Below are 25,912 nucleotides of genomic sequence, written 5' to 3'. Positions count from 1 at the left end.
AAGTATCAGGGGGCGATACCGGAGGGGATATCGCTGTTGGAATCGATTATCCTCCCGCCATGAAAGGTGGACAATCCAGCAAGATAGATAAGAACTATCAACTAATGGTTGATAATTTCACGCCTTCACGACAGGTAAACAGCAATAGATATCAAGGCTAAGGAGCATCCGGCAGCGGTCGGGCTGCACGAAGCGCCATCCGGGTCGCTGCACTGTGATCCTGCCACTCTCGCCACGCCAATCCCTCGGCGGCCGCCTCCCCTTTCACTGGGAGGGAGAAAATCGCCAGCAGTCGCGCATTATCAGGCCAGTAGCGGGCTGGCAGTGTCTGAACCAGCAGCAGGGCGGCGCCCAGCAAGAGCAGAGCCCATCCGGTTTCATGGCTGTTTTTCATCCCGACCTCCTTCACCCTTGCGCCAATGAACTAACATTTTTGCGCAAGCCGGTGACAAGACGGTGACAGCGGACGGGTGGTCATTTTACAACATCTGAACCTCAACCCGGCCAAACAACCACAGATGGCAACATTTGTATCCCTTCAGCCCGAACCTGTGGCCGTATGCTCTAAAATGTGACTCACAGGAAAACGTTATCCCTGAAAAGAAAACGTTATCTGGTCAAAACGTTGTTTCTGGATCATAAAAAGATTCCAAAAACTGGTGTATATTGCTCGGCGGAAATTCCTTAACCATGAAGATTGACATGAAAAAGACCAAAATTGTCTGCACCATCGGTCCGAAGACCGAATCCAAAGAAATGCTGGCCAAAATGCTGGACGCCGGCATGAACGTCATGCGCCTGAACTTCTCCCACGGTGACTACGCCGAGCACGGCAGCCGCATCAGCAACCTGCGCGCTGTGATGGCCGAGACCGGCAAGCACGCAGCTATCCTGCTGGACACCAAGGGTCCGGAAATCCGTACCATGAAGCTGGAAGGCGGCAACGACGTCGCGCTGGTCGCTGGCCAGACTTTCACCTTCACCACCGACCAGACTGTGGTTGGCAACAAAGACAAAGTGGCTGTGACCTATGCAGGTTTCGCCAACGATCTGCGCGTCGGCAACCGCATTCTGGTTGATGACGGCCTGATCGGTCTGGACGTTATCGAAATCACCGAGCGCGAAGTTATCTGTAAAGTGCTGAACAACGGTGACCTGGGCGAGAACAAAGGCGTTAACCTGCCGGGCGTCTCCATCAAGCTGCCGGCCCTGGCCGAGAAAGACAAGCGCGACCTGATCTTCGGTTGCGAGCAAGGCGTTGATTTCGTTGCTGCTTCTTTCATCCGTAAGAAAGAAGACGTTCTGGAAATCCGTGAGCACCTGAAAGCCCACGGTGGCGAGAACATCCAGATCATCTCCAAGATCGAAAACCAGGAAGGTCTGGACAACTTCGACGAGATCCTGGCTGTTTCCGACGGCATCATGGTTGCTCGTGGCGACATGGGTGTAGAGATCCCGGTTGAAGAAGTTATCTTCGCCCAGAAGATGATCATCGCCAAGTGCAACAAAGCCCGCAAAGTGGTTATCACTGCCACCCAGATGCTGGACTCCATGATCAAGAACCCGCGTCCGACCCGCGCCGAAGCTGGTGACGTGGCCAACGCCATCCTGGACGGTACCGACGCAGTGATGCTGTCTGGTGAATCCGCCAAGGGTAAGTACCCGCTGGAAGCCGTGACCATCATGGCCACCATCTGCGAGCGTACCGATGCCGTGATGCCGTCCAACCTGTCTGCTGCCAACGACAGCAACAAGCTGCGCATCACCGAAGCCGTATGTAAAGGCGCCGTAGAGACCTCCGAGAAGCTGGACGCCCCGCTGATCGTGGTCGCTACCGAAGGCGGCAAGTCTGCCAAGGCCATTCGCAAGTACTTCCCGAAAGCCTGGATCCTGGCTATCACCACCAACAAGAAAACTGCTGCCCAGCTGGTTCTGACCAAGGGTGTGGTTGCTCACGTGGTTGACAGCATCGCCTCTACCGACGATTTCTATCGCATCGGTAAAGAAGCCGCGCTGGAAATCGGCATGGGTCTGAAAGGTGACGTGGTTGTGATGGTCTCCGGTGCTCTGGTACCGAGCGGCACCACCAACACCGCTTCTGTTCACGTTCTTTAATCAGAGCTGAACGAGTTGAAAACGGCGCCTGCGGGCGCCGTTTTTTTTGTCCCTCCCCCCTGCTTACCTGACAAGCCCGGTGTTAGAATCCACGCGAATTTAATCTATGCGGGAAATCTCCCGAATATCGCGTAATAACCCGGAAGTTATATGCCCTCAATACGTTTTAAAAGAGTCTCGGCTACCTTGTTGCCGCTGCTCTGTCTCCTCGCCAGCCTCTGCGTCCCGCAAGCCATGGCGCAAGATGTCCCCTCTCGCAACGCAGTTCAGCGAGCGCTGGATGGTCTGGGTAAATCAGAGACCCTGACCGTCAGTCAGCAAGCGGATCAGAAGTTGCTGACCGAAACCCTCGCCCTGCTCGACAGCATCGACAAGGAAGAGGCAAAGGCCAAGACCCAGGCCCAGCGGATCCGCAACCTGCCCACCGAACTCAGAGAGATCAGCGCCAAGCTCGATGCTCTGACCAAGGGCAAGAGTGCCGAGCAGATCAAGAGCGAATACGCCAGCATGAGTCTGGCAGAGCTCGACAGCCGTCAGCCGGAAGTGCTGGCCAACATGCAGGCGGCCCAGGAGGCCCTCGGCGCCATCGGCAGCCAGCTCACCAGCTTGCAGACCCTGCCGGAGCGGGCCCAGGCCAGCATGAGCCGCGCCTACCAGCGCAGTCAGGAGATCCGTACCCGCCTCAACGCCGGTGAAAGCGTCTCCAGCGCCGAGAAGATGAAGCTCGGTGCCGAGCTGGCCCTGCTCGACCTGCAACTGGCCCACCTGCAAAAGGAGCTGGATAACCGAACCAGCATGCAGGATCTGGCGATCAAGCAGCGCGACTACCAGAGTGCCCGTCTCGCCAGCGAAGAGCAGAAACTGCAGCTGTTGCAGGATCAGAGCAGCGCCAAGCGCCTCGGCGACACCGAAAAAACCGCCGAGCAGACCGGTGAACTGGTGGCGACCGAAGACAGCCCGCTGGTGCAAAAAGAGCAGGAGCTCAACCACCAGCTCAGCCAGCAGCTGATCGGTGCCACCACCAGCCTCAACTCGCTGGTACAGAAGAACCTGCAAGCCAAGAGCTGGCTGGAGCGCGGCATCCAGACCGAGCGCAACCTCAATGAACAGGTGCAGATGCTCAAGGGCAATCTGCTGCTGTCACGCATCCTCTATCAGCTCTACCAGCAGCTGGAAGCGGCGCCCACCATCGCCGTCAAAAACCTGGAAGAGCAGATCGCCGATCTCCATCTGGCCCAGTTTGAACTGAGCCAGCAGCGTGACCAGCTGTTCCAGAAGAACCTCTATCTGGACAATCTGATCGCCGGCAGCAAGGATCCGGTGAGCGAGGAGGACAAGCAGAGCCTTGCCAAGCTGCTCGATACCCGCATCAATCTGCTCGATCAGCTCAACCGCCAACTCGACAGCCAGCTCACCAACGCCATCAGCCTGCAGCTGACCCAGCAGCAGCTGGCGCGGGTCTATGCCTCTATCGAATTTACCCTGCAGCAACACATCTTCTGGGTAAGCAGCAACAAGCCCATCGACAGCAAGTGGTTTATCAGCTGGCCCGCCCAGGCCTACAAACAGGCCTCCGACTGGGTATTGAAACCGGACTGGAAACGCTGGCGCGAAGAGCTGCTGGGGATCTCCCTGCTCGCCTTCCCGCTGCTGCTGATCGGCGGCCTGCTGGTCTGGAAACGTCCGGCGCTGGTTGAGCGCGAGAAGAAGATCACCAAGGACCTTGGCCGTTTCCGTCAGGACAGCCAGTGGCACACCCCGCGCGCCCTGCTCTATACCGTACTGCAACGCCTGCCGGGCAGCATGTTCATTCTGGCTGGCGGTCTGCTGCTGACCTACTGCGGTCTGCTCAGTCCCAAGCTGATGTTCCAGATCACCCTGAACCTCGCCCTCGGTTATCTGGTGTTCAGCGTCTATCTGGCGGTGATGCGCCCGGGCGGTATCGCCGAAACCCACTTCCGGATCCCGAAAGCGGAGCTGCAAGCCAAGCGCAACAGCATGCGCTACATCTGGTTGCCACTGCTGCCGCTCATCATGCTCGCAACCAAGGCTGTGGTTGAACCCTCCACCCTGGGCAACGACGTGATCGGCCAGGCCATGACCCTGACCCTGCTGGGGCTGGCCGCCTATCTGGTGTTCCCCATCTCCCGCGCCCGCATCAAGGGCGAGGCGAGCATGCAGAAGTCGCTGATCGCCATCGCCCTGGCGCTGGCGCCGGTGGCGCTGATCGTGCTGGCGGTGCTCGGTTACTACTACACCGCGCTGAAGCTGACCGGTCGCCTGATCGAATCCTTCTACCTCATCATCATCTGGAGCCTGGTCTACCGCACCGCCCTGCGTGGTCTGGAGCTGGCTGCCCGTCGTCTGGCCTACCGCCGTGCGGTGGCCAAGCGTGAGCACAAATCTTCGGAAGATGCGGAAGGTGGTGAATCCATTGAAGAGCAGCCCATGGATCTGGAGGATGTCAGCCAGCAGTCCCTGCGTCTGACCCGTACCGTGCTGATGCTGATCTTTGGTGTCGCCTTCTACTGGCTCTGGTCCGATCTGGTCGCGGTCTTCTCCTACCTCGACAGCATGGTGCTGTGGCACCGCAGTGAAGGCACCGGCGCCAACGCCGTGCTGTTCCCCATCAGCCTGAGTGACGTGCTGATCGGCTTCCTGCTGCTCGGCGGTGCATGGTCACTGGCGCGCAACCTGCCGGGCTTGCTGGAGGTGCTGGTGCTCTCCAAGCTCAACCTGGCTCAGGGGACCGCCTACGCCATCACCACCATGCTCAACTACGTGCTGATCGGTTTCGGCTCCCTCACCGCTCTCTCCATGATGGGCGTACAGTGGGACAAGCTGCAGTGGGTAGCGGGTGGTCTGTCAGTCGGTATCGGTTTCGGCATGAAGGAGATCCTCTCCAACTTCGTCTCCGGCATCATCATCCTGTTCGAGCGTCCGGTGCGGATCGGTGACACAGTTACCATCGGCTCCTTCTCCGGTACCGTCTCGCGGATCCGCATTCGCGCCACCACCCTGACCGACTTCGACCGCAAAGAGGTGATCATCCCCAACCAGCAGCTGATGACAGAACGGCTCATCAACTGGTCGCTGAGTGACACCGTCACCCGGGTGATCGTGCGGGTGGGCGTGGCGTACGGCTCGGATCTGGAGCTGACCCGCACCCTGCTCAAACAGGCGGCCGACGAAAACAGCCGCGTGCTGAAAGACCCGGCCCCCATCGTCTACTTCCTCACCTTTGGCGCCAGTACTCTGGATCACGAGCTGCGCTTCTTCGTGAGCGAACTGGGAGACCGCAACCCGGCGGTGGACGAGTTGAACCGCAAGATCGACCAGCTGTTCCGCGAGAATGGCATCGAGATCGCCTTCAACCAGATGGATGTCTACATCAAGAACATGCAGGGCGAAGAGCAGAAGGTGGAGTCCAACTCCGCCGCCCTGCCGCCGCCCGCGGAAGATGGCAAGCAGCCAGCCTGATAGCGAACTGCACGGTTCTGATGGTAACAGCCGCTCACCCAGGTGAGCGGCTTTTTTATGCCCAGTTGAAGATAGAGACGGCTATCCACCGCCAGCATGGCTGGCCGCCGCACAACAAGAAGCCATCACCCTTGATAAAATATAAAGAGAAATAAAAGTCTAAAAACAGACACTTGCCCCACACCACTACTTACCGCATGGATGAAACCTGCGCCCTTATCCCCTCACCGCTTACCCCATACTGCGCTCGCTCCGGCTCCCGGACTTTTATAACTTTTTTTAATTTTATTTGAGTGTCCTCTTCATCCTGTCCATTGCAAAGTGGCGCCATTCCAGCGCCGGGCACTGTGACCACCGCCCGGCTGACACCGACTTGCTCATTTGATAATTGAAAGGATCCGAGAGATGAAACACCCCTTGATGGTAATGGGAATAGCCGCCTGTCTGGCATTAAGCGGCTGCCAGAATATGGACACCAAGAAAGTCCTGATAGGTGCAGCTGCGCTGGGGGCCATCGGCGCCGCTGGCTATTACGCCGGGAAAAAGCACAGCGATAACAAACACGAGCATGATGGCCAGCATGACGATAGCGATGACCAGCATATGGCCACCAGCAAGATGCCCCGTTACTGCTCGGGGGAAGCGGCCAGCAAATTCCATGTTTCCCCGCGCGATATCACCACCGAGTCGGCAGAAGAGAGTGGCCAGAGATACAAGGTCTATGGCCAGTACGAAACCGACGATGATCTGGTCGACTTTACCTGCACCTTCAATCACGACGGTCGCTTCCTCTCGGTCGTTCGCAGCTGATTGACCATCGGTTACAGCCAATTCACCACTGGCCCCCCATACAGGACACTCACGATGAAACAGCAACGCAGCATGATCGCCAGCCTCATTGCGCTGGCCCTGCTTGGCCTCGTCCCATGCGCCGGTGCCACCAGCGGCCACTCCGGGGTGGATCTGGCCAGCATGGATAACAGCGTGCGCGCGGCGGACGATCTGTTTCGCCACGTCAACGGCAACTGGCTGGCCCAGACCCAAATACCGGATGACCTGCCGGGGCAGACCATCGGCAATCTGCTGGCGGACAAGTCGCTGGAGGATCGCAAGGTGTTGCTGGAGGAGCTGCTCAAGCGCCCGCAACAAGCCGGAACCCCCTCGCCAGCAGATAGCCGACCTCTACGCCAGCTATCTGGATCAGGCCGGACGGGATGCCAAAGGGCTGACCCCCATTCAGCCACTACGTGACGAGATCATGGCCATCCATGATGGCGCCTCGCTGGCCACCTACTTTGCCCGGGTTAACAAGCTGGGGGGCGGAGCTCCCTTTGGTATCGGGTTCATGGCCGACAAGAAGCAGCCTGACAGCTACGGGATCTACCTGCAGCAATCCGGCCTCGGTCTGCCGGATCGGGACTACTACCTGAAAGCAGATGCCGCCAGCAAGGCACTGCGGGCCAGCTACGAGCAGTTCATTACCGCCCTGCTCAACCATGCCGGCGTCGAGGGGGCGAGCGAACAGGCCCATCGCATTCTGGCGCTGGAGACCCGCCTCGCCAGCCTGCAGTGGGACAGAGTCAAGCTGCGGGATGACAACCTCACCTACAACAAACTGCCCCTCGCCCGCCTCAGTCAGTTGCTGCCCCCCCTGGATTGGCAACGCTACCTGACAGAGGCCGGTATCGCCGGGGAAACGGAGATCATCGTCAGTGAGCCGGACTATCTGGAGAAGCTAGCCGCCGTGATGCAGGAGACCAGCATCGCGCAGTGGCAATCCTACTGCCTGTTCCATCTGCTACGTACTTATGCGCCCTATCTCGACAGCCAGAGCAATGCCCTGCACTTCGCTTTCTACGGCACGACCCTGAGCGGCATCCTCCGGCAGCGGGAGCCCTGGAAGCAGGCCATGGAGGTGCTGGACGACTATCTGGGTCAGGCGGTGGGCAAACTCTACGTGGAGCGCTACTTCCCGGCCGAGGCCAAGGCACAGATGGCGACCATGGTGCGCAATCTGATCGCCGCCTATCGCCAGGAGATCGGCGAGCTCGACTGGATGTCTGCTCCGACCAAACAGCAGGCGCTGGCGAAACTGGAGAAGGTACGGGTCAAAATCGGCTATCCGGACCAGTGGCAGGATTACAGCGCAATCGAGATCCGTCCCGATGATCTGGTCGGCAATGCCCAGCGAGCGGCCACAGTGCGTTACAACGAGCACCTTGCCCGCCTCCATCAACCGGTGGATCGGGAGGAGTGGTTCGACAATCCGCAGACGGTGAACGCCTACTACAACCCGAACAACAACGAGATTGTCTTTCCGGCCGCCATCCTGCAACCGCCCTACTTCGATCTGAAGGCGGATGATGCGGTCAACTATGGCGCTATCGGCGCGGTCATCGGTCACGAGCTGAGCCATGGTTTCGATGATCAGGGAGCCAAATTCGATGGCAACGGTGCCTTGCACAACTGGTGGGCTCCGGACGATCTCAAGGAGTTCACCGCCAGAGCGCAAAAACTGGCAAAACAGTACGACCGTTTCGAGCCCATCAAGGGGGAGCATGTCAATGGCCAGCTGACCCTTGGCGAGAACATCGGCGATCTCGGCGGCTTGACCATCGCCCACAAGGCGTACCGGCTCGCCCTGGGCAACCGCCAGCCAGCGGTGCTCGATGGCTTCACTGCCGAGCAGCGTTTCTTTATCGGCTGGGCGCAGGTGTGGAAAGGAAAGTACCGGCCCGAGCTCGCTGCCGTTCTGCTCAAGACAGATCCCCACTCGCCGCTGGAGTACCGGGTCAACGGCGTCGTCGCTAATATTCCGGCCTTCTATAGCGCCTTTGCCATCAAGCCGGGAGACAAGCTCTATCTGCCACCTTCCGAGCGTGTGAAGATTTGGTGACCACCAGCAGGGGCCCTGGCCCGAAAAGCTCCAGCAGATGGACCACCTCCACCTGAGCTGAAGATGACCGACACAGGGAGTGTCTGTTTTACCCTGCCTGGTTTTTCCCGACCCACATGTGCCTGACCATGTGGGTTTTTTTGACCCTTTTGCTCTACCCCTTCTCCTCAGCCTGCCCAGCTTTCACCCGATACGGCCACGGCAAACAACTCCGTCGTTTTCTCGCCTTTGCCATTGGCTGAAAAACCGGCGGCGTAACCGCCATAAATCGGTTTACCACCACACTGGTCTGACCTATGGTAAAGCATATAAAAGATGCATCGTGGAGCTGCTTTTCCTATGAATGACCGAGAACTGCAACAGATCCTGTTTCGCTCCTTCGATGTGATCCCGCTGCCTATTCTGGTGTCCGAATCCATTGCCCGTCACGATGGCTGCTCACCCGACATGATCCCGCAGCGGCGCCACCGCTTCCTGAATAAAGCCTTTATTGAGCAGCTGGGCTACAACCTTGACGATCTGCCGGACATGGCCTCCTGGTTTCAGGTCGCCTACCCGGATGAAGGATATCGCCGCACCATCATCGACTCCTGGCACTCCCAGGTGGAACAGAGCTTGTCGCAAGGGCTGGAGGTCGCCGAAATGCCTGCGCTGATCCGCTGCAAGAGCGGTCAGTCGCGCTGGTTTATCGTCACTGCCCAGCTGGGAGCCGATGCCATCCCGGATGGCCATATCGTCACCTTTCGCGATATCCACGACCTGCAGTGCATGGTGGAAGAGGTGAGCCGCCTCTCCTGCACCGATCCGCTCACCGAACTGACCAACCGGCGTGGCGCCCAGCAACAGTTGCAGGCCCTTTGGTTGCAAGGTGAGCCCCTCTCGGTGGTGTTGGGAGATATCGACCATTTCAAACAGGTCAATGACCGCTACGGCCATCCTGCGGGCGATGCCGCGCTCTGCGCCGTCGCCCACGCCATGGCGAGCCAGCTGTTGCCGGGGGAGAGTCTGGCCCGTTGGGGCGGAGAGGAGTTCCTGCTGATCCTGCCTGGTTGCGATATTGAACAGGCGGCACGGCGCGCCGAACAGCTGCGCCAGCATGTCAGTACCACCCGCTTGCCATGGCAAGGGACGCAGCTATCCCTCACCATCAGTCTGGGGTGTGCCAGCATGAAGGGGCAGGAGGGCATCGACTATCTGCTGATGATGGCCGACCGGGCCCTTTATCAGGCCAAGGATCAGGGCCGTAACCGGGTTGTCATTTCGACAGAATAGAGTAATAACCAGAAAGGAAAGCCGACTCGCGGCCATAAAAAAACCGAAGCACAAGGCTTCGGTTTTTTACTGCGCAACTGGCGTGAGCCAGCCGGGCATTACTTCTTGATACGGATAACCGGGGTCTCGCCCACAGTCACGGCACCAGTCATTTTGATCAGCTCTTTGATCTCGTCCATGTTGGAGATGACAACCGGAGTCAGGGTAGACTTGGCTTTCGCTTCCAGAACGGCCAGATCGAACTCGATGATGGTGTCGCCGCGCTTGACCTGCTGGCCTTCCTGAGCGATACGCTTGAAGCCTTCGCCTTTCAGTTCAACGGTGTCGATACCGAAGTGAACGAACAGCTCGATACCGGAGTCGGATTCCAGAGAGAACGCGTGGTTGGTCTCGAAAATCTTGCCGATGGTGCCATCGCACGGCGCAACCATCTTGTTGCCAGCCGGCTTGATGGCGATACCGTCACCAACGATCTTCTCGGCGAAGACAACGTCAGGCACATCTTCGATCGGCACGATTTCGCCAGACAGCGGAGCAAAGATTTCGATGCCGCCGGTGTCAGAGCTATCGTCGGAAACCAGTTTCTTCAGTTTATCAAACAGACCCATATAAAGCTCCTAGAGATGATTTGTCGCTGTTTGCAGCCGATCTTAGCAGACTGCCTTCTGCTTAATAAAGTTATCTACGCACGCTTCGATTTCAGCGGCGGTGGCAAAGCTCAGTGCTTGATCAGCCATTGCCTTCACATCTTCGAAGTTGGTGTTGCGGATAAGCTTCTTGATACGCGGTACAGAGATGGCGCTCATGGAGAACTCATCCAGACCCATACCCAGCAGCAGCAGGGTAGCGCGCTCGTCACCAGCCAGTTCACCACACATACCGGTCCACTTGCCTTCGGCGTGGGACGCATCGATAACCATCTTGATCAGGGTCAGGACGGAGGGTGACAGCGGGTTGTACATGGCGGAGATCATCTCGTTACCACGATCGACAGCCAGGGTGTACTGGGTCAGGTCGTTGGTACCGATACTGAAGAAATCCACTTCCTTGGCCAGATGATGAGCCATCACGGCAGCGGCCGGGGTCTCGATCATGATACCCACTTCGATGGATTCATCAAAGGCTTTGCCTTCGGCACGCAGTTCGGCCTTCAGCGTCTCTACGGTAGCTTTCAGGCTACGGAACTCTTCGACAGAGATGATCATCGGGAACATGATGCGCAGTTTGCCGAAGGCAGAGGCGCGCAGAATGGCCCGCAGCTGAGCGTGCATGATGTCTTCGCGGTCGAAGAAAATACGCACGGCACGCCAGCCCAGGAAGGGGTTCATCTCTTTCGGGAAATTCATGTACGGCAGCTCTTTGTCGCCGCCAATGTCCATGGTACGCACGATGATCGGCTGATCCGGCATCGCTTCGGCCACTTCTTTGTAGGCTTTGAACTGCTCGTCTTCGGTCGGCAGCGCGTCACGGTCCATAAACAGGAACTCGGTACGGTACAGACCCACGCCTTCGGCGCCATTGCGGATAGCACCTTCGGTATCCTTGACGGTACCGATGTTGGCGCACACTTCGACCTGGTGACCATCCAGCGTGATGGCAGGCAGATCTTTCAGCTTGGCCAGCTCATCTTTCTCGGCCTGGAACTGAGCCTGGAACTTCTTGGCTTCGGTCAGCTGTTCAGCAGTCGGATTGATGATGATCTGGTTGTTGATCGCATCCAGCACCAGCATGTCACCGTTCTTGACGCGCTCGGTGATGTCGTTGGTGCCTACCACGGCCGGCAGCTCCAGGGAGCGGGCCATGATGGAGGTGTGAGAGGTACGGCCACCGATGTCGGTGACGAAACCCAGCACATATTTCAGGTTGATCTGAGCGGTTTCAGACGGGGTCAGGTCTTTGGCGACCAGGATCACCTCTTCGTCGATGGTGCTCAAGTTGACAACGGCGATGCCCAGTACGTTCTTGACCAGACGGGTACCGATGTCACGGAAGTCGGTAGCGCGTTCGCGCAGATAAGGGTCATCCAGCTCGGCCATCATCTTGGCGTACTGTTCGATCACCTCATAGATGGCTTTGTCAGCGGAAGCCTTGTTCTCTTTGATGAAGGATTTGATATCCCCTTCCAGCTCCTCATCTTCGAGCAGCATGATGTGGCCTTCGAAGATGGCCTCTTTTTCCTCACCGAAGGTGCGACCGGCCATCTCTTTGATGGCTTCCAGCTGGGTAGCTGACTTGGTACGAGCTTCGAGGAAACGGTTGATCTCGGCATCAATCTGGTCAGCAGAGATTTTGCCCTGATTGATAACGATTTCATCTTCTTTCAGAAGAAGCGCCTTACCGAATGCGATACCGGGGGACGCAAGAATGCCAGATATCATAATCCTTCCTATTAAAACGACTGTGGGGGAGGAATCTAAAGCTGGATTACTCCAGCTCGTCCATCAGGGCAACCAGCTTCTCAACAGCTTGCTGAGCATCTGGGCCGTCAGCCTGGATAGTTACGTTGGTACCCTTGGTCAGGCCCAGGGTCTGCAGCTTGAACAGGCTCTTGGCGCTGGCGGACTTGCCACCGGAGACCACAGTGATCTCGCTTTGGAATTCTTTGGCTTCTTTCACGAACTGAGCTGCCGGACGGGTGTGCAGGCCGTTTTCAGCAGTAATAACAACAGACTTCTCGTACATGGTTTCACCCCATATTATTGATATTTTTTGGTGGATTGGTCGTTTTTGAAGCAACCTGACCCACCGTGTCAGTATGGATATGTTGTAAAGTAACGAAAGCAGACCCGCAATGGTTTAATCCAGGTCAAGTTTCTGTGCAGTAATCGGCGCGCTGGTTGGCAATTTTCAGTTATTGGGCTACAAGCCGCATCAGGACTGGCCTGAAATTATTTTATAACGAAAAATAACACTTTGTTACTTTGTGATACCCAGTCAGCAAACACCGCGTGACGCCGCACAGGATATGAGATTTAGAGCGGAATGTCTGCTTTTTTTCTCACTCCGGAACTTGTTATTTTACCCCAAAAAATAAGGATCAAGTGACACTAACAGGGGTTGAGTCTAGCCCATAAAGAAGCGGCGCTCCTGGGAGCGCCGCTGTTTTGAAAGATTCCGATCAGTTACTGCTGCAGCTCCTGCTCGCTGAACACCCCGGCAAACAGGGCGCTGGAGAGGTAACGCTCCGCCGCGCTCGGCAGGATGACCACTATGGTTTTGCCCGCAAATTCCGGCAGCTCGGCCAGACGGCTGGCAGCCACCACCGCAGCACCGGAGCTGATACCGGCCAAGATCCCCTCCTCCTCCATCAGGCGGCGAGCCATCTCGATGGCTTCATCGCTGGTCACCTTCTCCACCCGATCGATGAGGGAGAGGTCCAGGTTGCCCGGGATAAAGCCGGCACCGATCCCCTGGATCTTGTGGGGGCCCGGTTTGATCTCTTCCCCGGCCAGCTTCTGGCTGATAACCGGCGACTCCGCCGGTTCGACCGCGACAGAGACCACCGCCTTGCCCTGGGTCTTCTTCAGGTAGCGGGAGACACCGGTAATGGTGCCGCCGGTACCGACCCCGGCTACGAACACATCCACTTCGCCGTCAGTGGCATCCCAAATCTCGGGGCCGGTGGTCTTTTCGTGGATCTCCGGGTTGGCCGGGTTTTCAAACTGTTGCAGCAACACATACTTGCCCGGCTCGGACTCGAGGATCTCGTTGGCCTTGGCAATGGCCCCCTTCATGCCGAGGGGCCCTTCGGTCAGCACCAGATTGGCACCGAGCGCCTTGAGCAGCTTGCGGCGCTCCAGGCTCATGGTGGCCGGCATGGTCAGGGTGATGGGATAGCCGCGAGCTGCCGCGACAAAGGCCAGAGCAATACCCGTGTTGCCGCTGGTGGGCTCGATGATCTCCTTACCCTTGGTCAGGATGCCGCGCTTCTCGGCATCCCAGATCAGGTTGGCGCCGATCCGGCACTTGACGCTGAAGCTGGGATTACGGCTCTCGATCTTGGCCAGCACGCGGCCTTTGGTAACACGGTTGAGACGAACCAGCGGGGTGTGACCGATAGTCTGGCTGTTGTCCTCAAATATTTTGCTCATGGTGCTATCCCTGTGTTTGTTACGACGATGAAACAAGATTACCCTGTGGTTTCTGAATGAGAAGTGACTATTCGTTATAACCATATGGTATTACAACATATAGAGCTTATTCTCTCTGGCCCCTGACTCCGGGAGCCAATCGTCAAAGGAACCGACGTTATGGGATTTTCAGGAAGCAGCCAGTATCTCGCCTCCGATGCATTGAAGATGGCTGTCAATGCCGCCATCACCCTCGAAAAACCGCTGCTGATCAAAGGGGAGCCGGGCACCGGCAAGACGGTGCTGGCAGAAGCGGTCGCCGACAATCTCGGCACCGATCTCATTGCCTGGCATATCAAGTCCACCACCAAGGCTCAACAGGGACTCTACGAATATGATGCAGTGGCCCGGCTGCGCGACTCCCAGCTCGGCGACCCCAGAGTGGCCGATATCAGTCACTACATTCGTAAAGGCAAGTTGTGGCAGGCCTTCAGCGCCGAGCAGCGACCTGTGCTGCTGATCGACGAGATCGACAAGGCCGACATCGAATTCCCCAACGATCTGCTGCTGGAGCTGGATCGGATGGAGTTCGACGTCTACGAGACCGGCGAACGAGTCAAGGCGCGCCAGCGGCCGGTGGTCATCATCACCTCCAACAACGAAAAAGAGCTGCCGGATGCCTTCCTGCGCCGCTGTTTCTTCCACTACATCCGCTTCCCCGACAAGGCCGAGATGCAGGCCATCGTCAAACTCCACTACCCCGACCCCAAGGAGAGCCTGCTTGGCGAGGCGATGGATCTCTTCTTCGAGCTGCGCGAGGTAGAGGGGCTACGCAAGAAGCCCTCTACCTCGGAGCTACTGGACTGGATCCGCCTGCTCTTGGCCGACGATATCGCCCCCGAGGCAATGCGTGCCCGCGAGCCAGGCAAGCTGGTGCCCGCGCTATATGGCGCCCTGCTCAAGACCGAGCAGGACCTGCATCTCTTCGAGAAGCTCGCCTTTCTGGCCCGGCGCGGCAACTGACCCATGCTGATCGACTTTTTTACCCACCTGCGCCGCCACAAGCTCCCCTGCAGCCTGCGCGAGCTGCTGGACTTGCACGCCGCACTGGCAGCCCGGTTGGTCGCTGTCGATATGGACGAGTTCTACCAGCTCTCCCGCTGCCTGCTGGTAAAAGACGAGGCCCACTACGATCGCTTCGATCGCGCCTTCGCCGAATACTATGAGGGGCTGGACGCCATCCCCCTGCTGCCGGAAAGCCTGCCCGAGGAGTGGCTGCGCAAGGAGTTCGAGCGACTGTTGAGCCCAGAGGAGAAGGCGCTGCTCAAATCCCTCGGCGGACTCGACAAGCTGCTGGAAACCCTTAATCAGCGGCTGAACGAGCAGAAAGAGCGCCACGCCGGCGGCAACAAGTGGGTAGGAACCGGTGGCAGCAGCCCGTTTGGCCACGGCGGTTTTCACCCGGAAGGGATCCGCATGGGAGGAGAGGGCCAGCATGGCAAGGCGGCCAAGGTGTGGGAGGCCCGTCACTATCGCAACTTCAGCGACGACTCACCGCTCGGCCAGCGCGCCATCCAGCTGGCACTGCGCAAACTCAGACGCTGGGTGCGCAAAGGCAATCCCGACGAGCTGGATCTCGACGACACCATAAAAAGTTCTGCCCGCCAGGGCTGGCTCGATGTGAAGCTGCGGCCCGAGCGCCACAACGGGGTCAAGCTGTTGGTCTTTTTCGATGTGGGAGGATCCATGGATGCCCACGTTGCCGAGGTGCAGCGTCTCTTCTCTGCGTTGCGCCACGAGTTCAAGCATCTGGAGTACTTCTATTTTCACAACTGCCTCTACGACTTCGTCTGGAAGGATAACGAGCGCCGCTTTGAGGAGCGGTTCGATACCCTGCGGCTGCTGCGCACCTACGGCAGCGACTACCGGGTGATCCTGGTGGGGGATGCCACCATGGGCCCCTACGAGATCACCTGGCCGGGCGGCAGTGTCGAGCAGTGGAACGAGGAGTCGGGTCAGGTGTGGCTTACCCGCTTGCAGCAGCACTTTCCCAAACTGGTGTGGATCAACCCCACCCCACGCCGGGAGTGGCTCTGGCATCCCTCCATCAAACTGATGAATGACGTGGTTGGCGGACGGATGCATCCGCTGACCCTGGCGGGTCTCGCTGCGGCGATCGACCAGCTGTAACCCTCTCTACCCTATAAACCGACAAGCCGGGAACGCACCCGGCGAGGAGCAAAGATGACCTCTATAGTGATCAGTGGCTCAGGCCTCTATACCCCACCCTTTGCCGTCAGCAATGAAGAGCTGGTGGCCGCCTTCAACCAGTATGTGGATCTCTACAACGAGGAGAACGCCTCCGCCATCGACGCCGGCCAGCTCCCCGCCAAGCAGCACTCCAGCTGCGAGTTCATCGAGAAGGCGTCCGGCATCAAGAGCCGTTATCTGGTGAGCCGCGAAGGGGTACTCAACCCCGACATCATGCAACCGCTGCTGGCGGAGCGGCCCGATGAGATGCCCTCCATCATGGTGGAGATGGCGGTGGCTGCCGCCGAGCAGGCGCTGATCGCCGCCGGTCGCGAGCCCGGCGAGATCGATTTGGTGATCGTGGCCGCCTCCAACATGCCGCGCCCCTACCCAGCGCTGGCCATCGAGCTGCAGCACTATCTCGGGGCGAGCGGCATGGCCTTTGATATGAACGTGGCCTGCTCGTCTGCCACCTTCGGCATCAAGACAGCCGCTGACATGCTGGCGGCAGGCACCGCCAACGTGGCGCTGGTGGTTAATCCGGAGATCTGCTCGGGGCATCTCAATTTTCGCGATCGTGATAGCCACTTTATCTTCGGCGACGCCTGCACCGCGGTGCTGCTGGAACGAGCGGAAGATTGCAAGGTGGCCAATCCGTGGCAACTGGTAGCCAGCAAGCTGGTGACCCAGTACTCCAACAACATCCGCAACAACTTCGGCTTTCTGAACCGGCTGAGCCCGCGCACCCGCTACGGCGACGACAAGCTGTTTCGCCAGCAGGGGCGCAAGGTATTCAAGGAGGTGTTGCCACTGGTGTGCGACCAGATTGCCAACCAGCTCGACGAGCAGGGCTGGCCTGCCGAGAGCCTGAACCGGCTCTGGCTCCATCAGGCCAACCTCACCATGAACCAGTTCATCGGTCGCAAGCTGCTGGGCCACGATGCCAGCCAGCAGGAGGCGCCGGTCATTCTTGATAGCTATGGTAATACCAGCTCGGCGGGTTCCATCATCGCGTTTCATCTGTACAATCGCGACCTTCCTGCGGGGGCTCGCGGCGTACTGTGCTCCTTTGGCGCTGGCTACTCCATCGGTAGCCTGCTGCTACGGCGCCTGTAATGGCGGGCCTCCCGCCGACATAACAATAACCAGCAACATGGGTGGGAATATGCAGAGGATCACGGGGCGCTGCGCCCTGCACTACGGGGTAACCCTGTCACTATTTTGTCTCTATGGCTGGCAGGTTTGCCCGTTTCTCGAGAGTCTCACCCTGCCCCAGTTGCTGGGGCCGACCCTGGTGACGTTCGCCATCATGTTCGCCGTGCGTAATTGGCTGCTCTCAAGGCGGCCCCTGCCGCGCAACGGGCTGGACGGGTTTGGACTGGAGGTGGGTTTCTACCTGCTGGGAGCGCTGCTGCTCTCGGGCTACAACGCCCTGGCCCACGACTTTCCGCTGGAGAGTCACCTCAAGGTGCTGCTGGGGATGACTACCCTCGGCTTTCTGGTGGCGGCCGACCTGACCCTGGAGCGGGATTGGAATCGGGCCAGAACACGGCAAGCCGAGCAGAGCCTGGCACTGAGCCACCCGCTGGCCATGCCGCTGCCACGCAAGTTCACCCTCTTTACCCTGGCGACCCTCACCCTGCTGGGGGGCGTCTTCTTCTTGCTGTTCAACAAGGATCTGGAGTGGCTGGTGACGGTGGAGCGCAGCCTGCCGAGGGTCGATGCCCAGCACTACATCCTGTGGGAGATCGCCTTCGTGATGACGGTGACCTTCTGCTATCTCGCCCTCATTATTCACGGTTATGGTCGCAATCTCGGCCTATCCCTGCGCCAGCAGACCCGCACCATGGCCAGAGTGCAGTGTGGTGACTTCGACGCCCGGGTGCCGGTCACCCGGGATGACGAGTTCGGCCTTATCGCCGCCAGCACCAATCAGATGATCGGCGAGCTGAAATCCCGCAGCGACGAGCTCAACCTGACCCGCGACGTGGCCATCCTCGGCCTCGCCTCGCTGGCGGAGACCCGGGACAACGAGACCGGCGCCCATATCATTCGCACCCAGCACTACGTCAAGGCGCTGGCGCAATACCTCAGTCGCAGCGATTGGGATCGCTATCCGCTCGATGATGCCACCATCGACCTGCTGTTCAAGTCGGCCCCTCTGCACGATGTGGGCAAGGTGGGCATTCCCGATGCCATCCTGCTCAAACCGGGCAAGCTGACCGACGAGGAGTTCGCCATCATGAAGCGCCACCCGCAGATCGGCGCCGATGCGCTGGCGAGTGCCGAGGCGCAGCTGGGCTCCAACTCCTTCTTGCGACTGGCCCGGGAGATCTCCCTCACCCACCACGAAAAGTGGGATGGCAGCGGCTATCCGGCTGGGCTGGCGGGTGAGGCGATTCCCCTCTCCGGGCGCTTGATGGCGGTAGCGGATGTCTACGATGCTCTCATCTCGAAACGGGTCTACAAACCTGCTTTCAGCCATGAGGAAGCGAAGGAGATCATCGTGAAGGGGAGCGGCAGCCATTTTGATCCCGGCATTGTCGCGGCGTTTCTCGCCTGCGAAGCGCAGTTCAGGGAGATTGCCGCGCAGTTTCAGGATCACCACTGAGCAATTACATGCTGACCAGCTTGCCCTGATGGCTGACAGGGCAACCGGTGTCATAAAGTGTACACAAACAAGTCTGACCATCGCCGATTCAGCACCATGCTGACGGCCTTTGCCACGCCGCGCCCATATTGATATTTCCCTTTATTTACAGCTGTTTTTTGTCATTTTGTGATCCGGATTCGTGCCAATGACGCAACCGGGATCACAAGATGGCAGGAAAAGGCCGCAATTTGCCCTCCGGCACCAATGATGGCTTCCAATGAAAGCGAGGTTTGCTATCATCCGGAGACATTTTTCATCTGTCGTCGGCTACAAAAGAATACCCTCATGTACACACAGTTCTTCGGCCTTTCGGAACACCCGTTTTCCATCTCGCCCAATCCCAAGTACCTCTATATGAGCGAGCGCCACGGCGAAGCCCTTGCTCATCTCAACTATGGATTGCAGGATGGCGGCGGCTTTGTGCTGCTGACCGGCGAAGTGGGCACCGGCAAAACCACCGTCTCCCGCTGCCTGCTGCAACAGCTCCCCGCCGAGACCGAGATCGCCTATATCCTCAACCCCTCTCTGACCGAACGGGATCTGCTGGCCGCCATCTGTGACGAGTTTCAACTCACCTATCTCGAAGATGCCGGGATCAAGCGGCTATTCGACCTTATTCGCGATCACCTGCTGGCCAACCTGGCGGCAGGCAAGCGCAGCGTGGTACTGGTGGATGAGGCGCAGCACCTGCAGCCCGGCGTGCTGGAGCAGCTGCGTCTGCTCACCAACCTCGAAACCGACGAACGAAAACTGCTGCAGGTGGTGCTGATCGGTCAGCCAGAGCTGCAAGAGATGCTGCGCCAACCCCTGCTGCGCCAGCTGGCCCAGCGCATTACCGCCCGCTATCACCTGCTGCCGCTCTCCCACAGCGATGTGGATGCTTACATCCGCTTCCGGCTGCAAGTGGCGGGGTGTGTGCAACCCATCTTCACCCCGCGCGCCATCAAGACGCTCCATCGCCTGAGTGGCGGCATCCCCCGTTTCATCAATCTCATCTGCGACCGCGCCCTGATCGCCGCCTTCGCCCGTGGCAGCTACAAGATTGTCCACCGCGATATCAGCCAGGCCGCCTTCGAGGTCAATGGCGTGCGGGACGAAGGAAGCTGGGTCTCCGGTCTGATGGTGATGCTGGCAGGCGCCCTGCTGGTGGCCACAGGCTGGTGGGGCTGGCAATTTTTCGGCGTGTTCCCCACCCGTCCGGTAGTCAAGGTCGAGGTGCCGGTCACCATCGACGAGACCGCCGAGCAGCAGGAGCAGCTGACCGAGGCAATCAATCAGGCCATCGACTCCGACAGCGCCATGCAGAATCTCTATCGGGTCTGGGGTTATGAACCAGAACCGTTCGAGGCAACCTGCGATAACGCGCCCCGTGCCGGTCTGCGCTGTCAGGAGGGAGAGGCAAGCCTCGACGAGCTGCGCGCCCTGCAGTATCCCGCCATGATCACGCTCACTGACCAGACTGGCGGCCTCTATTATGCGACCCTGGTCAATCTGGGGCCGGGCAAGGCCAGCCTGATGATAGGTGACCAGAGCTGGCAAGTGGATCGCCAGTGGCTCAGCGACAACTGGGGCGGCAGCTACACCCTGCTCTGGCGTATGCCCAAAGGGGGCGTGAGCCTGATCGCCAGCAATGCCGGTCAGACCCAGATCCAGTGGCTCGACAACGCCCTGAGCCGTGCGTTGCAACAACCCGAGCGCAAGGTGCGCCGTTTCGATGGCGAGCTCAAGAACAAGCTGCAGCAGTTCCAGCGAGATCAGGGGCTGACCCCTGATGGCATCGCGGGCAGCAACACTCTGCTGCGTCTCAACGCCCTCTCCGGTGAACCCATGCCCAGACTGGAGGAGGCCTCCTGATGTCTACCCTGCTCAAGGCGCTGCGCCGTGCGCAGCAACCGCAACTCTCCGCCCATATTCCGGCCATGGGCTTGCCCATGCCCCGGGAAGAGGAGCGCAACCCACGCCGCATCGGCTGGTTGCTGGCCCCCCTGGCCCTACTGCTGGGGGCGGGCGCCAACTATGGCTGGCATCTGCTCCACCTACGCCCCATCGAAGAGAAGGTAGAGGTGAAAGAGGTGATCACCCCGCCCTTCGTGCGGGTCGAACCCAAGGCAATGGTGACCCGTCCACTGCCCCCGCCCCTGCCGGAGCCGGTGGTCCAACCCAGAGCAGTGGCCAAAAACGAGGGGACCAGTCAGGGGAATACCCCCGCGCTGAGTCTGGCCGAGCAGCTGATGAAAGCCCTCAATGAAACCCCATTGCAGGAGACGCCACACCCCACCGGCCAGAACAACGTGCAACCGGCCCAGTTGATGGCGCTGGGCTCGGCACCCCAATCGGTGCGCCAGCAGGTACCGCAACTGAGCTATGGCTCTCATGTATTCTCCTCCAACCCCGCCAAGCGGGCCGTGGTGCTCAATGGCCGGGAATACCGGGAGGGGAGCGAAATCGCCCCGGGAGTCGTGCTCGCTACCATCGACCAGCAATACATAGTGCTGCAGGTCGCCGGACAGAGCGTGACCCTCAAGGCGCTGCAGGATTGGCGAGGGTGAGTACGTACCGTACCCTGATGTTCGCTGGCAAGCAGGATGCACCTCACCTGAGTGCCACTTTTGTGAGCATTCAAAGGTTTACGGTGTGATGAAATATCCATTTTTAGGGTTTGGCGCGCCCCGACCCGTTGTGTCACAGCAACTGGCCGTACACAATACGCAGCCGCACCAGAACCTGGAATTTGTTGATTAATATGACATTACGATTCAGGGATGACATCTTGACCATGCTGCTGGCCCAGTGCCGGCGGCTTCCCATGACCAGAGTCACCCAGGTGGCCTTTCTGGCGCTGCTGATCATACTGGCCCAGCAGAGCGCCGCCCTCACCTGGCGTCTGCTCACCCTGGCAAACCCGCAAACCAGCCAACCGTGGCAACCCTCCGCCGTAGCGGTCAGCGGCCAGAGCAACCCGCGCCTTGAACTGGGCGAGGTAAGCCGACTGGCGCTGTTTGGCAAGGCGATCCCCAAGGCGCAAGCCAAAGCCGCCGTGGCCGCCAATGCGCCGCGTACCCAGCTCAATGCCCAGCTCAACGGGGTGCTGGCCAGCTCGGATCCCGCCAAATCCATCGCCATCATCGCCATGTCCGGCATCCAGAACTCCTACGGGGTCGGTGACATGATTGACGGCACCCAGGCGCGGATCCGGCAGGTCTATCCGGATCGGGTGATCATCGAGCGGGATGGCCGTGACGAGACCCTGATGCTGGATGGCGAGGAGTATGGCAAGCCGCTGCCGCAGACCAACTCCGCCCCCCTTGGCTCCCTGCGCAGCGAGCTGATGGCCGATCCGGGCAAGATCACCGATTACCTCAATATTTCACCGGTTCAGGTGGATGGCCGCATGACCGGCTATCGCCTCAATCCGGGCAGCAATCCTGAGTTTTTCAACCAGAGCGGGCTGCAGGCCAATGACCTGGCCATCAGCATCAACGGGCTGGATTTACGGGACAACATGCAAGCCATGCAGGCGATGCAGCAGATGGCTGGCGCAACGGAAATGACAGTGACCGTCGAGCGACAGGGCGAACAGTTCGACATCTTTGTGCGCTTGTCAGAATAATGATTTGGAGTCGTACCAATAATGACCACTAAAGGGAAAAGCTGGCGTCTGGCCACTATCGCAGCGGCACTGATGATGGCGGGCTCAGCTTGGGCCACCGAATACTCTGCCAGTTTCAAGAACGCCGACATTGAAGAGTTCATCAATACGGTGGGCAAGAACCTCAATAAAACCATCATCATAGAGCCCTCGGTGCGCGGCAAGATCAACGTGCGCAGCTACGACCTGCTCAATGAGGATCAGTACTACCAGTTCTTCCTGAGCGTGCTCGACGTCTACGGCTTTGCCGTGGTACCGATGGACAACGGGGTGCTCAAGGTGCTGCGCTCGCGGGATGCCAAGACCTCCGCCATTCCGGTGGTGGATGGCAGCAACCCGGGCTCCGGCGACGAGATGGTGACCCGGGTAGTGCCGGTGCGCAACGTCTCGGTCCGTGAACTGGCGCCGTTGCTGCGCCAGCTCAACGACAACGCCGGTGGTGGCAACGTGGTGCACTACGAGCCCTCCAACGTGCTGCTGATCACCGGCCGCGCCGCCGTGGTCAATCGTCTGGTAGAGGTGGTGAACCGGGTCGACCGCGCCGGCGATCAGGATGTGGACATCATCAAGCTCAAGTTCGCCTCGGCGGGTGAAATGGTGCGGCTGGTAACCAACCTCAACAAGGATGGCAACCCGCAGGGCGGCACCGCCTCCCTGCTGCTCTCCCCCAAGGTGGTGGCCGACGAGCGCACCAACTCTGTGGTGGTGAGTGGTGAGCCGAAAGCGCGCGCCCGCATCATCCAGATGGTGCGCCAGCTCGACCGCGACCTGCAAAGCCAGGGCAACACCCGGGTCTTCTACCTCAAATATGGCAAGGCCAAAGACATGGTCGAAGTGCTCAAGGGGGTTAGCTCCAGCATCGAGGCCGACAAGAAGGGCGGCGGCGCAACCACAGGTGGCGCCAGCATCGGCGGAGGCAAGCTGGCCATCTCAGCCGACGAGACCACCAATGCGCTTGTCATCACCGCCCAGCCGGACGTGATGTCCGAACTGGAGCAGGTGGTGGCCAAGCTCGATATCCGCCGCGCCCAGGTGCTGGTGGAGGCGATCATCGTCGAGATGCAGGATGGCGACGGCCTCACCCTTGGCGTCCAGTGGGGCAATGCCAACGGCGGTGGTACCCAGTTCACCAACTCAGGTCTGCCCCTCGGCAGCGCCATCGCGGCGGGCAAGGATTACCAGAATGGCAAGACCGACACCGCTGCCGGCCTGCTGAAAGAGTTCAACGGCATGGCCGCCGGCTTCTATCACGGCGACTGGGCCATGCTGGCCACGGCGCTGGCCTCCAATACCAAGAACGATATTCTCTCCACCCCGAGTATCGTCACCATGGACAACAAGGAGGCCTCCTTCAACGTCGGTCAGGAGGTCCCGGTCCAGAGCGGTTCGCAAAGCTCCACCACCAGCGATCAGGTGTTCAACACCATCGAGCGCAAGACGGTGGGCACCAAGCTGGTGGTGACCCCGCAGATCAACGAAGGGGATTCGGTGCTGCTCAATATCGAGCAGGAGGTCTCCAGCGTCGCCCAGACCCAGGCGACCGGTACCGCCAACCTTGGCCCCACCTTCGATACCCGTACCGTCAAGAATGCGGTGCTGGTCAAAAGCGGCGAAACCGTGGTGCTGGGCGGTTTGATGGACGAACAGACCAAGGAGCAGGTCTCCAAGGTGCCCTTGCTTGGCGATATCCCGGTGCTGGGCTACCTGTTCCGCTCAACCTCCAACACCACCTCCAAGCGCAACCTGATGGTCTTTATCCGGCCGACCATCTTGCGTGATGCGGATGTCTATACCGGTGTCTCCAGCAACAAGTACTCCCTGTTCCGCGCCGAGCAGCTCAATGCCGCCTCGCAGGAGGGGTATCTCACCTCCCCCGCCCGTCAGGTATTGCCTGCCTATGGCCAGGATGTGATGGTGTCGCCCGAGCTGCAAAAAGAGATCCAGAAGCAGATCAACGAGATGCGGAGCAGACAGCAAAGCACTGTCGAGACCACCACCCCGTTTGTGCAGAGTAAGCCCTGATGAGTGCCTACCATCTGGATGGAAGCGTCGGGCCTGCGCCACTGCCCGAGCTCCCCTTTGTCTTTGCCCGCAATTTCGGGGTGATCCTGATTGAGCGGGACGGCGCCCCCGTGCTGCAGTGCCGCCCTGGCGTCACCCCGCAGGCCCTGCTGGAAGTGCGGCGGGTCGCGGGTTGCAGCTTCGCGGTGGAGCAGCTCGACAACGAGGCCTTCGAAGAGCTGCTGATGGCTCACTACCAGCGAGACTCCTCCGAAGCGCGCCAGCTGATGGAAGATCTCGGCAACGAGATGGACTTCTTCGCCCTGGCCGAAGAGCTGCCGCAAAGCGAAGATCTGCTGGATGCCGATGACGACGCCCCCATCATTCGTCTCATCAACGCCATGCTGAGCGAAGCGATCAAGGAGGAGGCTTCCGATATCCATATCGAGACCTTCGAGCGGGCACTGGTCATTCGTTTTCGCATCGATGGGGTGCTGCGGGAGATCCTGCGCCCCCATCGCAAGCTGGCATCACTGCTGGTCTCGCGGATCAAGGTGATGTCGCGGATGGATATCGCCGAGAAGCGGGTACCGCAGGATGGCCGTATCTCGTTGCGTATCGGCGGCCGCGCCGTCGACGTGCGGGTATCCACCATGCCGTCCAGCTACGGCGAGCGGGTGGTACTGCGTCTGCTCGACAAGAACAACGTGCGCCTCGAACTCAAGCAACTGGGGATGACCGCGGCCAACCGCACCATCATCAGCGAGCTTATTCGCAAGCCCCACGGCATTATTCTGGTCACCGGCCCGACCGGCTCCGGTAAATCCACCACCCTCTATGCGGCGCTGTCAGAAATCAACTCGCGGGATCGCAACATCCTGACGGTGGAAGACCCTATCGAATATGACCTCGAAGGGGTGGGCCAGACCCAGGTCAACACCAAGGTGGACATGACCTTCGCCCGCGGCCTGCGCGCCATCCTGCGTCAGGATCCGGATGTGGTGATGGTGGGGGAAATTCGAGATCTGGAAACCGCCCAGATTGCGGTGCAGGCGTCGCTGACCGGTCACCTGGTGATGTCGACCCTGCACACCAACACCGCCATCGGCGCCATCACCCGGATGCGGGACATGGGGATCGAGCCCTTCCTGCTCTCCTCGTCGCTCTTGGCTGTGCTGGCCCAGCGGCTGGTGCGCACCCTCTGCCCCGATTGCCGCGCCCCGCGCCCCATCACCGAGCAGGAGCGCCTCGCCATGGGCAGCGAGCTGGCTCCCGATCAGCAGGTGTGGCGTCCGGTCGGGTGCGAGCTGTGCAACCACACCGGCTACCGTGGCCGGACCGGCATCCACGAGCTGGTGGTGATCGACGAAGCGGTGCGAGAAGCCATTCACAGCGCCAGCGGCGAGCTCGCCATTGAGCGGCTGATCCGCGGCCACACCCCCAGCATCCGCCGTGACGGCATCGACAAGGTTCTCAAGGGGCAGACCAGCCTCGAAGAGGTACTGCGCGTGACCCGGGAAGATTGA

Annotated in this window: 18 protein-coding genes and 1 pseudogene; 14 read left to right on the top strand and 5 right to left on the bottom strand. The window is 59.5% G+C overall.

The genetic code is table 11. The annotated features are described in order from the left end of the window. Window positions 1-157 precede the first annotated feature (157 nt). Complete coding sequence (locus tag AACT07_RS01045; protein ID WP_069526336.1) at window positions 158-394, bottom strand: hypothetical protein; 237 nt, start codon at window positions 392-394, stop codon at window positions 158-160. 308 nt (window positions 395-702) lie between these two features. Here AACT07_RS01045 and pykF point away from each other — a divergent pair, with 308 nt between their 5' ends. From pykF to AACT07_RS01020, 5 genes and pseudogenes are all read left to right on the top strand, one after another. After that, on the top strand, window positions 703-2,115 hold the full coding sequence (gene pykF, locus AACT07_RS01040) for a pyruvate kinase PykF (protein WP_031227651.1): 1,413 nt from the start codon (window positions 703-705) through the stop codon (window positions 2,113-2,115). A gap of 150 nt (window positions 2,116-2,265) precedes the next feature. Continuing rightward, window positions 2,266-5,595 (top strand): mechanosensitive channel MscK, encoded by a 3,330-nt coding sequence (gene mscK, locus AACT07_RS01035; protein WP_069526335.1) that lies wholly within the window; start codon window positions 2,266-2,268, stop codon window positions 5,593-5,595. Between the two features lie 405 nt (window positions 5,596-6,000). Further along, window positions 6,001-6,405 carry a hypothetical protein gene (locus AACT07_RS01030; protein WP_021230513.1) on the top strand — a complete coding sequence of 135 codons (405 nt, stop codon included), beginning with the start codon at window positions 6,001-6,003 and terminating at the stop codon, window positions 6,403-6,405. Between the two features lie 54 nt (window positions 6,406-6,459). Continuing rightward, window positions 6,460-8,491 (top strand): annotated as a pseudogene (locus AACT07_RS01025) (M13 family metallopeptidase). 339 nt (window positions 8,492-8,830) lie between these two features. After that, a complete protein-coding gene (locus tag AACT07_RS01020) occupies window positions 8,831-9,763 on the top strand; it encodes a GGDEF domain-containing protein (RefSeq protein WP_069526334.1) in 933 nt (310 codons plus the stop codon). Window positions 9,764-9,861: 98 nt separating this feature from the next. Here the strand turns inward: AACT07_RS01020 and crr are convergent, their stop codons facing one another. The 4 genes from crr to cysK form a co-directional block, all read right to left on the bottom strand. Then, complete coding sequence (gene crr / locus AACT07_RS01015; RefSeq protein WP_005338264.1) at window positions 9,862-10,371, bottom strand: PTS glucose transporter subunit IIA; 510 nt, start codon at window positions 10,369-10,371, stop codon at window positions 9,862-9,864. A gap of 42 nt (window positions 10,372-10,413) precedes the next feature. Then, window positions 10,414-12,141, bottom strand: coding sequence for a phosphoenolpyruvate-protein phosphotransferase PtsI (gene ptsI / locus AACT07_RS01010; RefSeq protein WP_021229076.1), 1,728 nt, complete (start codon window positions 12,139-12,141; stop codon window positions 10,414-10,416). A 46-nt stretch (window positions 12,142-12,187) separates the two neighbouring features. Then, window positions 12,188-12,445 (bottom strand): HPr family phosphocarrier protein, encoded by a 258-nt coding sequence (locus tag AACT07_RS01005; protein ID WP_005338266.1) that lies wholly within the window; start codon window positions 12,443-12,445, stop codon window positions 12,188-12,190. A gap of 440 nt (window positions 12,446-12,885) precedes the next feature. Beyond that, window positions 12,886-13,854: a cysteine synthase A gene (cysK, locus tag AACT07_RS01000; RefSeq protein ID WP_047440293.1), complete on the bottom strand. Its 969-nt coding sequence runs from the start codon at window positions 13,852-13,854 to the stop codon at window positions 12,886-12,888. A 159-nt stretch (window positions 13,855-14,013) separates the two neighbouring features. On the opposite strand from cysK, the gene AACT07_RS00995 reads away from it, so the two are divergent. From AACT07_RS00995 to exeE, 9 genes are all read left to right on the top strand, one after another. Then, the gene (locus AACT07_RS00995; RefSeq protein ID WP_069526333.1) at window positions 14,014-14,856 is read left to right on the top strand and encodes an AAA family ATPase; all 843 of its coding nucleotides are present in this window, start codon (window positions 14,014-14,016) and stop codon (window positions 14,854-14,856) included. 3 nt (window positions 14,857-14,859) lie between these two features. Continuing rightward, window positions 14,860-16,023: a vWA domain-containing protein gene (locus AACT07_RS00990; protein WP_069526332.1), complete on the top strand. Its 1,164-nt coding sequence runs from the start codon at window positions 14,860-14,862 to the stop codon at window positions 16,021-16,023. A 54-nt stretch (window positions 16,024-16,077) separates the two neighbouring features. After that, window positions 16,078-17,199 carry a beta-ketoacyl-ACP synthase III gene (locus AACT07_RS00985; protein WP_069526331.1) on the top strand — a complete coding sequence of 374 codons (1,122 nt, stop codon included), beginning with the start codon at window positions 16,078-16,080 and terminating at the stop codon, window positions 17,197-17,199. A 49-nt stretch (window positions 17,200-17,248) separates the two neighbouring features. Then, window positions 17,249-18,694: an HD domain-containing phosphohydrolase gene (locus tag AACT07_RS00980; RefSeq protein WP_069526330.1), complete on the top strand. Its 1,446-nt coding sequence runs from the start codon at window positions 17,249-17,251 to the stop codon at window positions 18,692-18,694. 327 nt (window positions 18,695-19,021) lie between these two features. After that, a complete protein-coding gene (locus tag AACT07_RS00975) occupies window positions 19,022-20,590 on the top strand; it encodes an ExeA family protein (RefSeq protein ID WP_069526329.1) in 1,569 nt (522 codons plus the stop codon). After that, window positions 20,590-21,285: a GspB family T2SS assembly factor variant ExeB gene (gene exeB, locus AACT07_RS00970; RefSeq protein ID WP_069526328.1), complete on the top strand. Its 696-nt coding sequence runs from the start codon at window positions 20,590-20,592 to the stop codon at window positions 21,283-21,285. The genes AACT07_RS00975 and exeB overlap by 1 nt, the downstream gene beginning before the upstream one ends. A gap of 227 nt (window positions 21,286-21,512) precedes the next feature. Beyond that, complete coding sequence (gene exeC, locus AACT07_RS00965; RefSeq protein WP_139123726.1) at window positions 21,513-22,346, top strand: GspC family type II secretion system variant ExeC; 834 nt, start codon at window positions 21,513-21,515, stop codon at window positions 22,344-22,346. A 21-nt stretch (window positions 22,347-22,367) separates the two neighbouring features. Further along, window positions 22,368-24,407 carry a GspD family T2SS secretin variant ExeD gene (gene exeD, locus AACT07_RS00960; protein ID WP_069526326.1) on the top strand — a complete coding sequence of 680 codons (2,040 nt, stop codon included), beginning with the start codon at window positions 22,368-22,370 and terminating at the stop codon, window positions 24,405-24,407. Next, the gene (exeE, locus tag AACT07_RS00955; protein WP_069526325.1) at window positions 24,407-25,912 is read left to right on the top strand and encodes a GspE family T2SS ATPase variant ExeE; all 1,506 of its coding nucleotides are present in this window, start codon (window positions 24,407-24,409) and stop codon (window positions 25,910-25,912) included. The genes exeD and exeE overlap by 1 nt, the downstream gene beginning before the upstream one ends.

Source organism: Aeromonas sp. ANP5, from assembly GCF_963870295.1.
GTDB classification, from domain to species: Bacteria; Pseudomonadota; Gammaproteobacteria; order Enterobacterales; family Aeromonadaceae; genus Aeromonas; species Aeromonas veronii.
Note: the sequence above shows the minus strand (reverse complement) of the source record. Positions and strands in the feature narration are given on the sequence as shown.

Coding starts and splice junctions, on each gene's coding strand:
- AACT07_RS01045 (WP_069526336.1), bottom strand. CDS start 394: ATGAAAAACAGCCATGAAACCGGATGGGCTCTGCTCTTGCTGGGCGCC.
- pykF (WP_031227651.1), top strand. CDS start 703: ATGAAAAAGACCAAAATTGTCTGCACCATCGGTCCGAAGACCGAATCC.
- mscK (WP_069526335.1), top strand. CDS start 2,266: ATGCCCTCAATACGTTTTAAAAGAGTCTCGGCTACCTTGTTGCCGCTG.
- AACT07_RS01030 (WP_021230513.1), top strand. CDS start 6,001: ATGAAACACCCCTTGATGGTAATGGGAATAGCCGCCTGTCTGGCATTA.
- AACT07_RS01020 (WP_069526334.1), top strand. CDS start 8,831: ATGAATGACCGAGAACTGCAACAGATCCTGTTTCGCTCCTTCGATGTG.
- crr (WP_005338264.1), bottom strand. CDS start 10,371: ATGGGTCTGTTTGATAAACTGAAGAAACTGGTTTCCGACGATAGCTCT.
- ptsI (WP_021229076.1), bottom strand. CDS start 12,141: ATGATATCTGGCATTCTTGCGTCCCCCGGTATCGCATTCGGTAAGGCG.
- AACT07_RS01005 (WP_005338266.1), bottom strand. CDS start 12,445: ATGTACGAGAAGTCTGTTGTTATTACTGCTGAAAACGGCCTGCACACC.
- cysK (WP_047440293.1), bottom strand. CDS start 13,854: ATGAGCAAAATATTTGAGGACAACAGCCAGACTATCGGTCACACCCCG.
- AACT07_RS00995 (WP_069526333.1), top strand. CDS start 14,014: ATGGGATTTTCAGGAAGCAGCCAGTATCTCGCCTCCGATGCATTGAAG.
- AACT07_RS00990 (WP_069526332.1), top strand. CDS start 14,860: ATGCTGATCGACTTTTTTACCCACCTGCGCCGCCACAAGCTCCCCTGC.
- AACT07_RS00985 (WP_069526331.1), top strand. CDS start 16,078: ATGACCTCTATAGTGATCAGTGGCTCAGGCCTCTATACCCCACCCTTT.
- AACT07_RS00980 (WP_069526330.1), top strand. CDS start 17,249: ATGCAGAGGATCACGGGGCGCTGCGCCCTGCACTACGGGGTAACCCTG.
- AACT07_RS00975 (WP_069526329.1), top strand. CDS start 19,022: ATGTACACACAGTTCTTCGGCCTTTCGGAACACCCGTTTTCCATCTCG.
- exeB (WP_069526328.1), top strand. CDS start 20,590: ATGTCTACCCTGCTCAAGGCGCTGCGCCGTGCGCAGCAACCGCAACTC.
- exeC (WP_139123726.1), top strand. CDS start 21,513: ATGCTGCTGGCCCAGTGCCGGCGGCTTCCCATGACCAGAGTCACCCAG.
- exeD (WP_069526326.1), top strand. CDS start 22,368: ATGACCACTAAAGGGAAAAGCTGGCGTCTGGCCACTATCGCAGCGGCA.
- exeE (WP_069526325.1), top strand. CDS start 24,407: ATGAGTGCCTACCATCTGGATGGAAGCGTCGGGCCTGCGCCACTGCCC.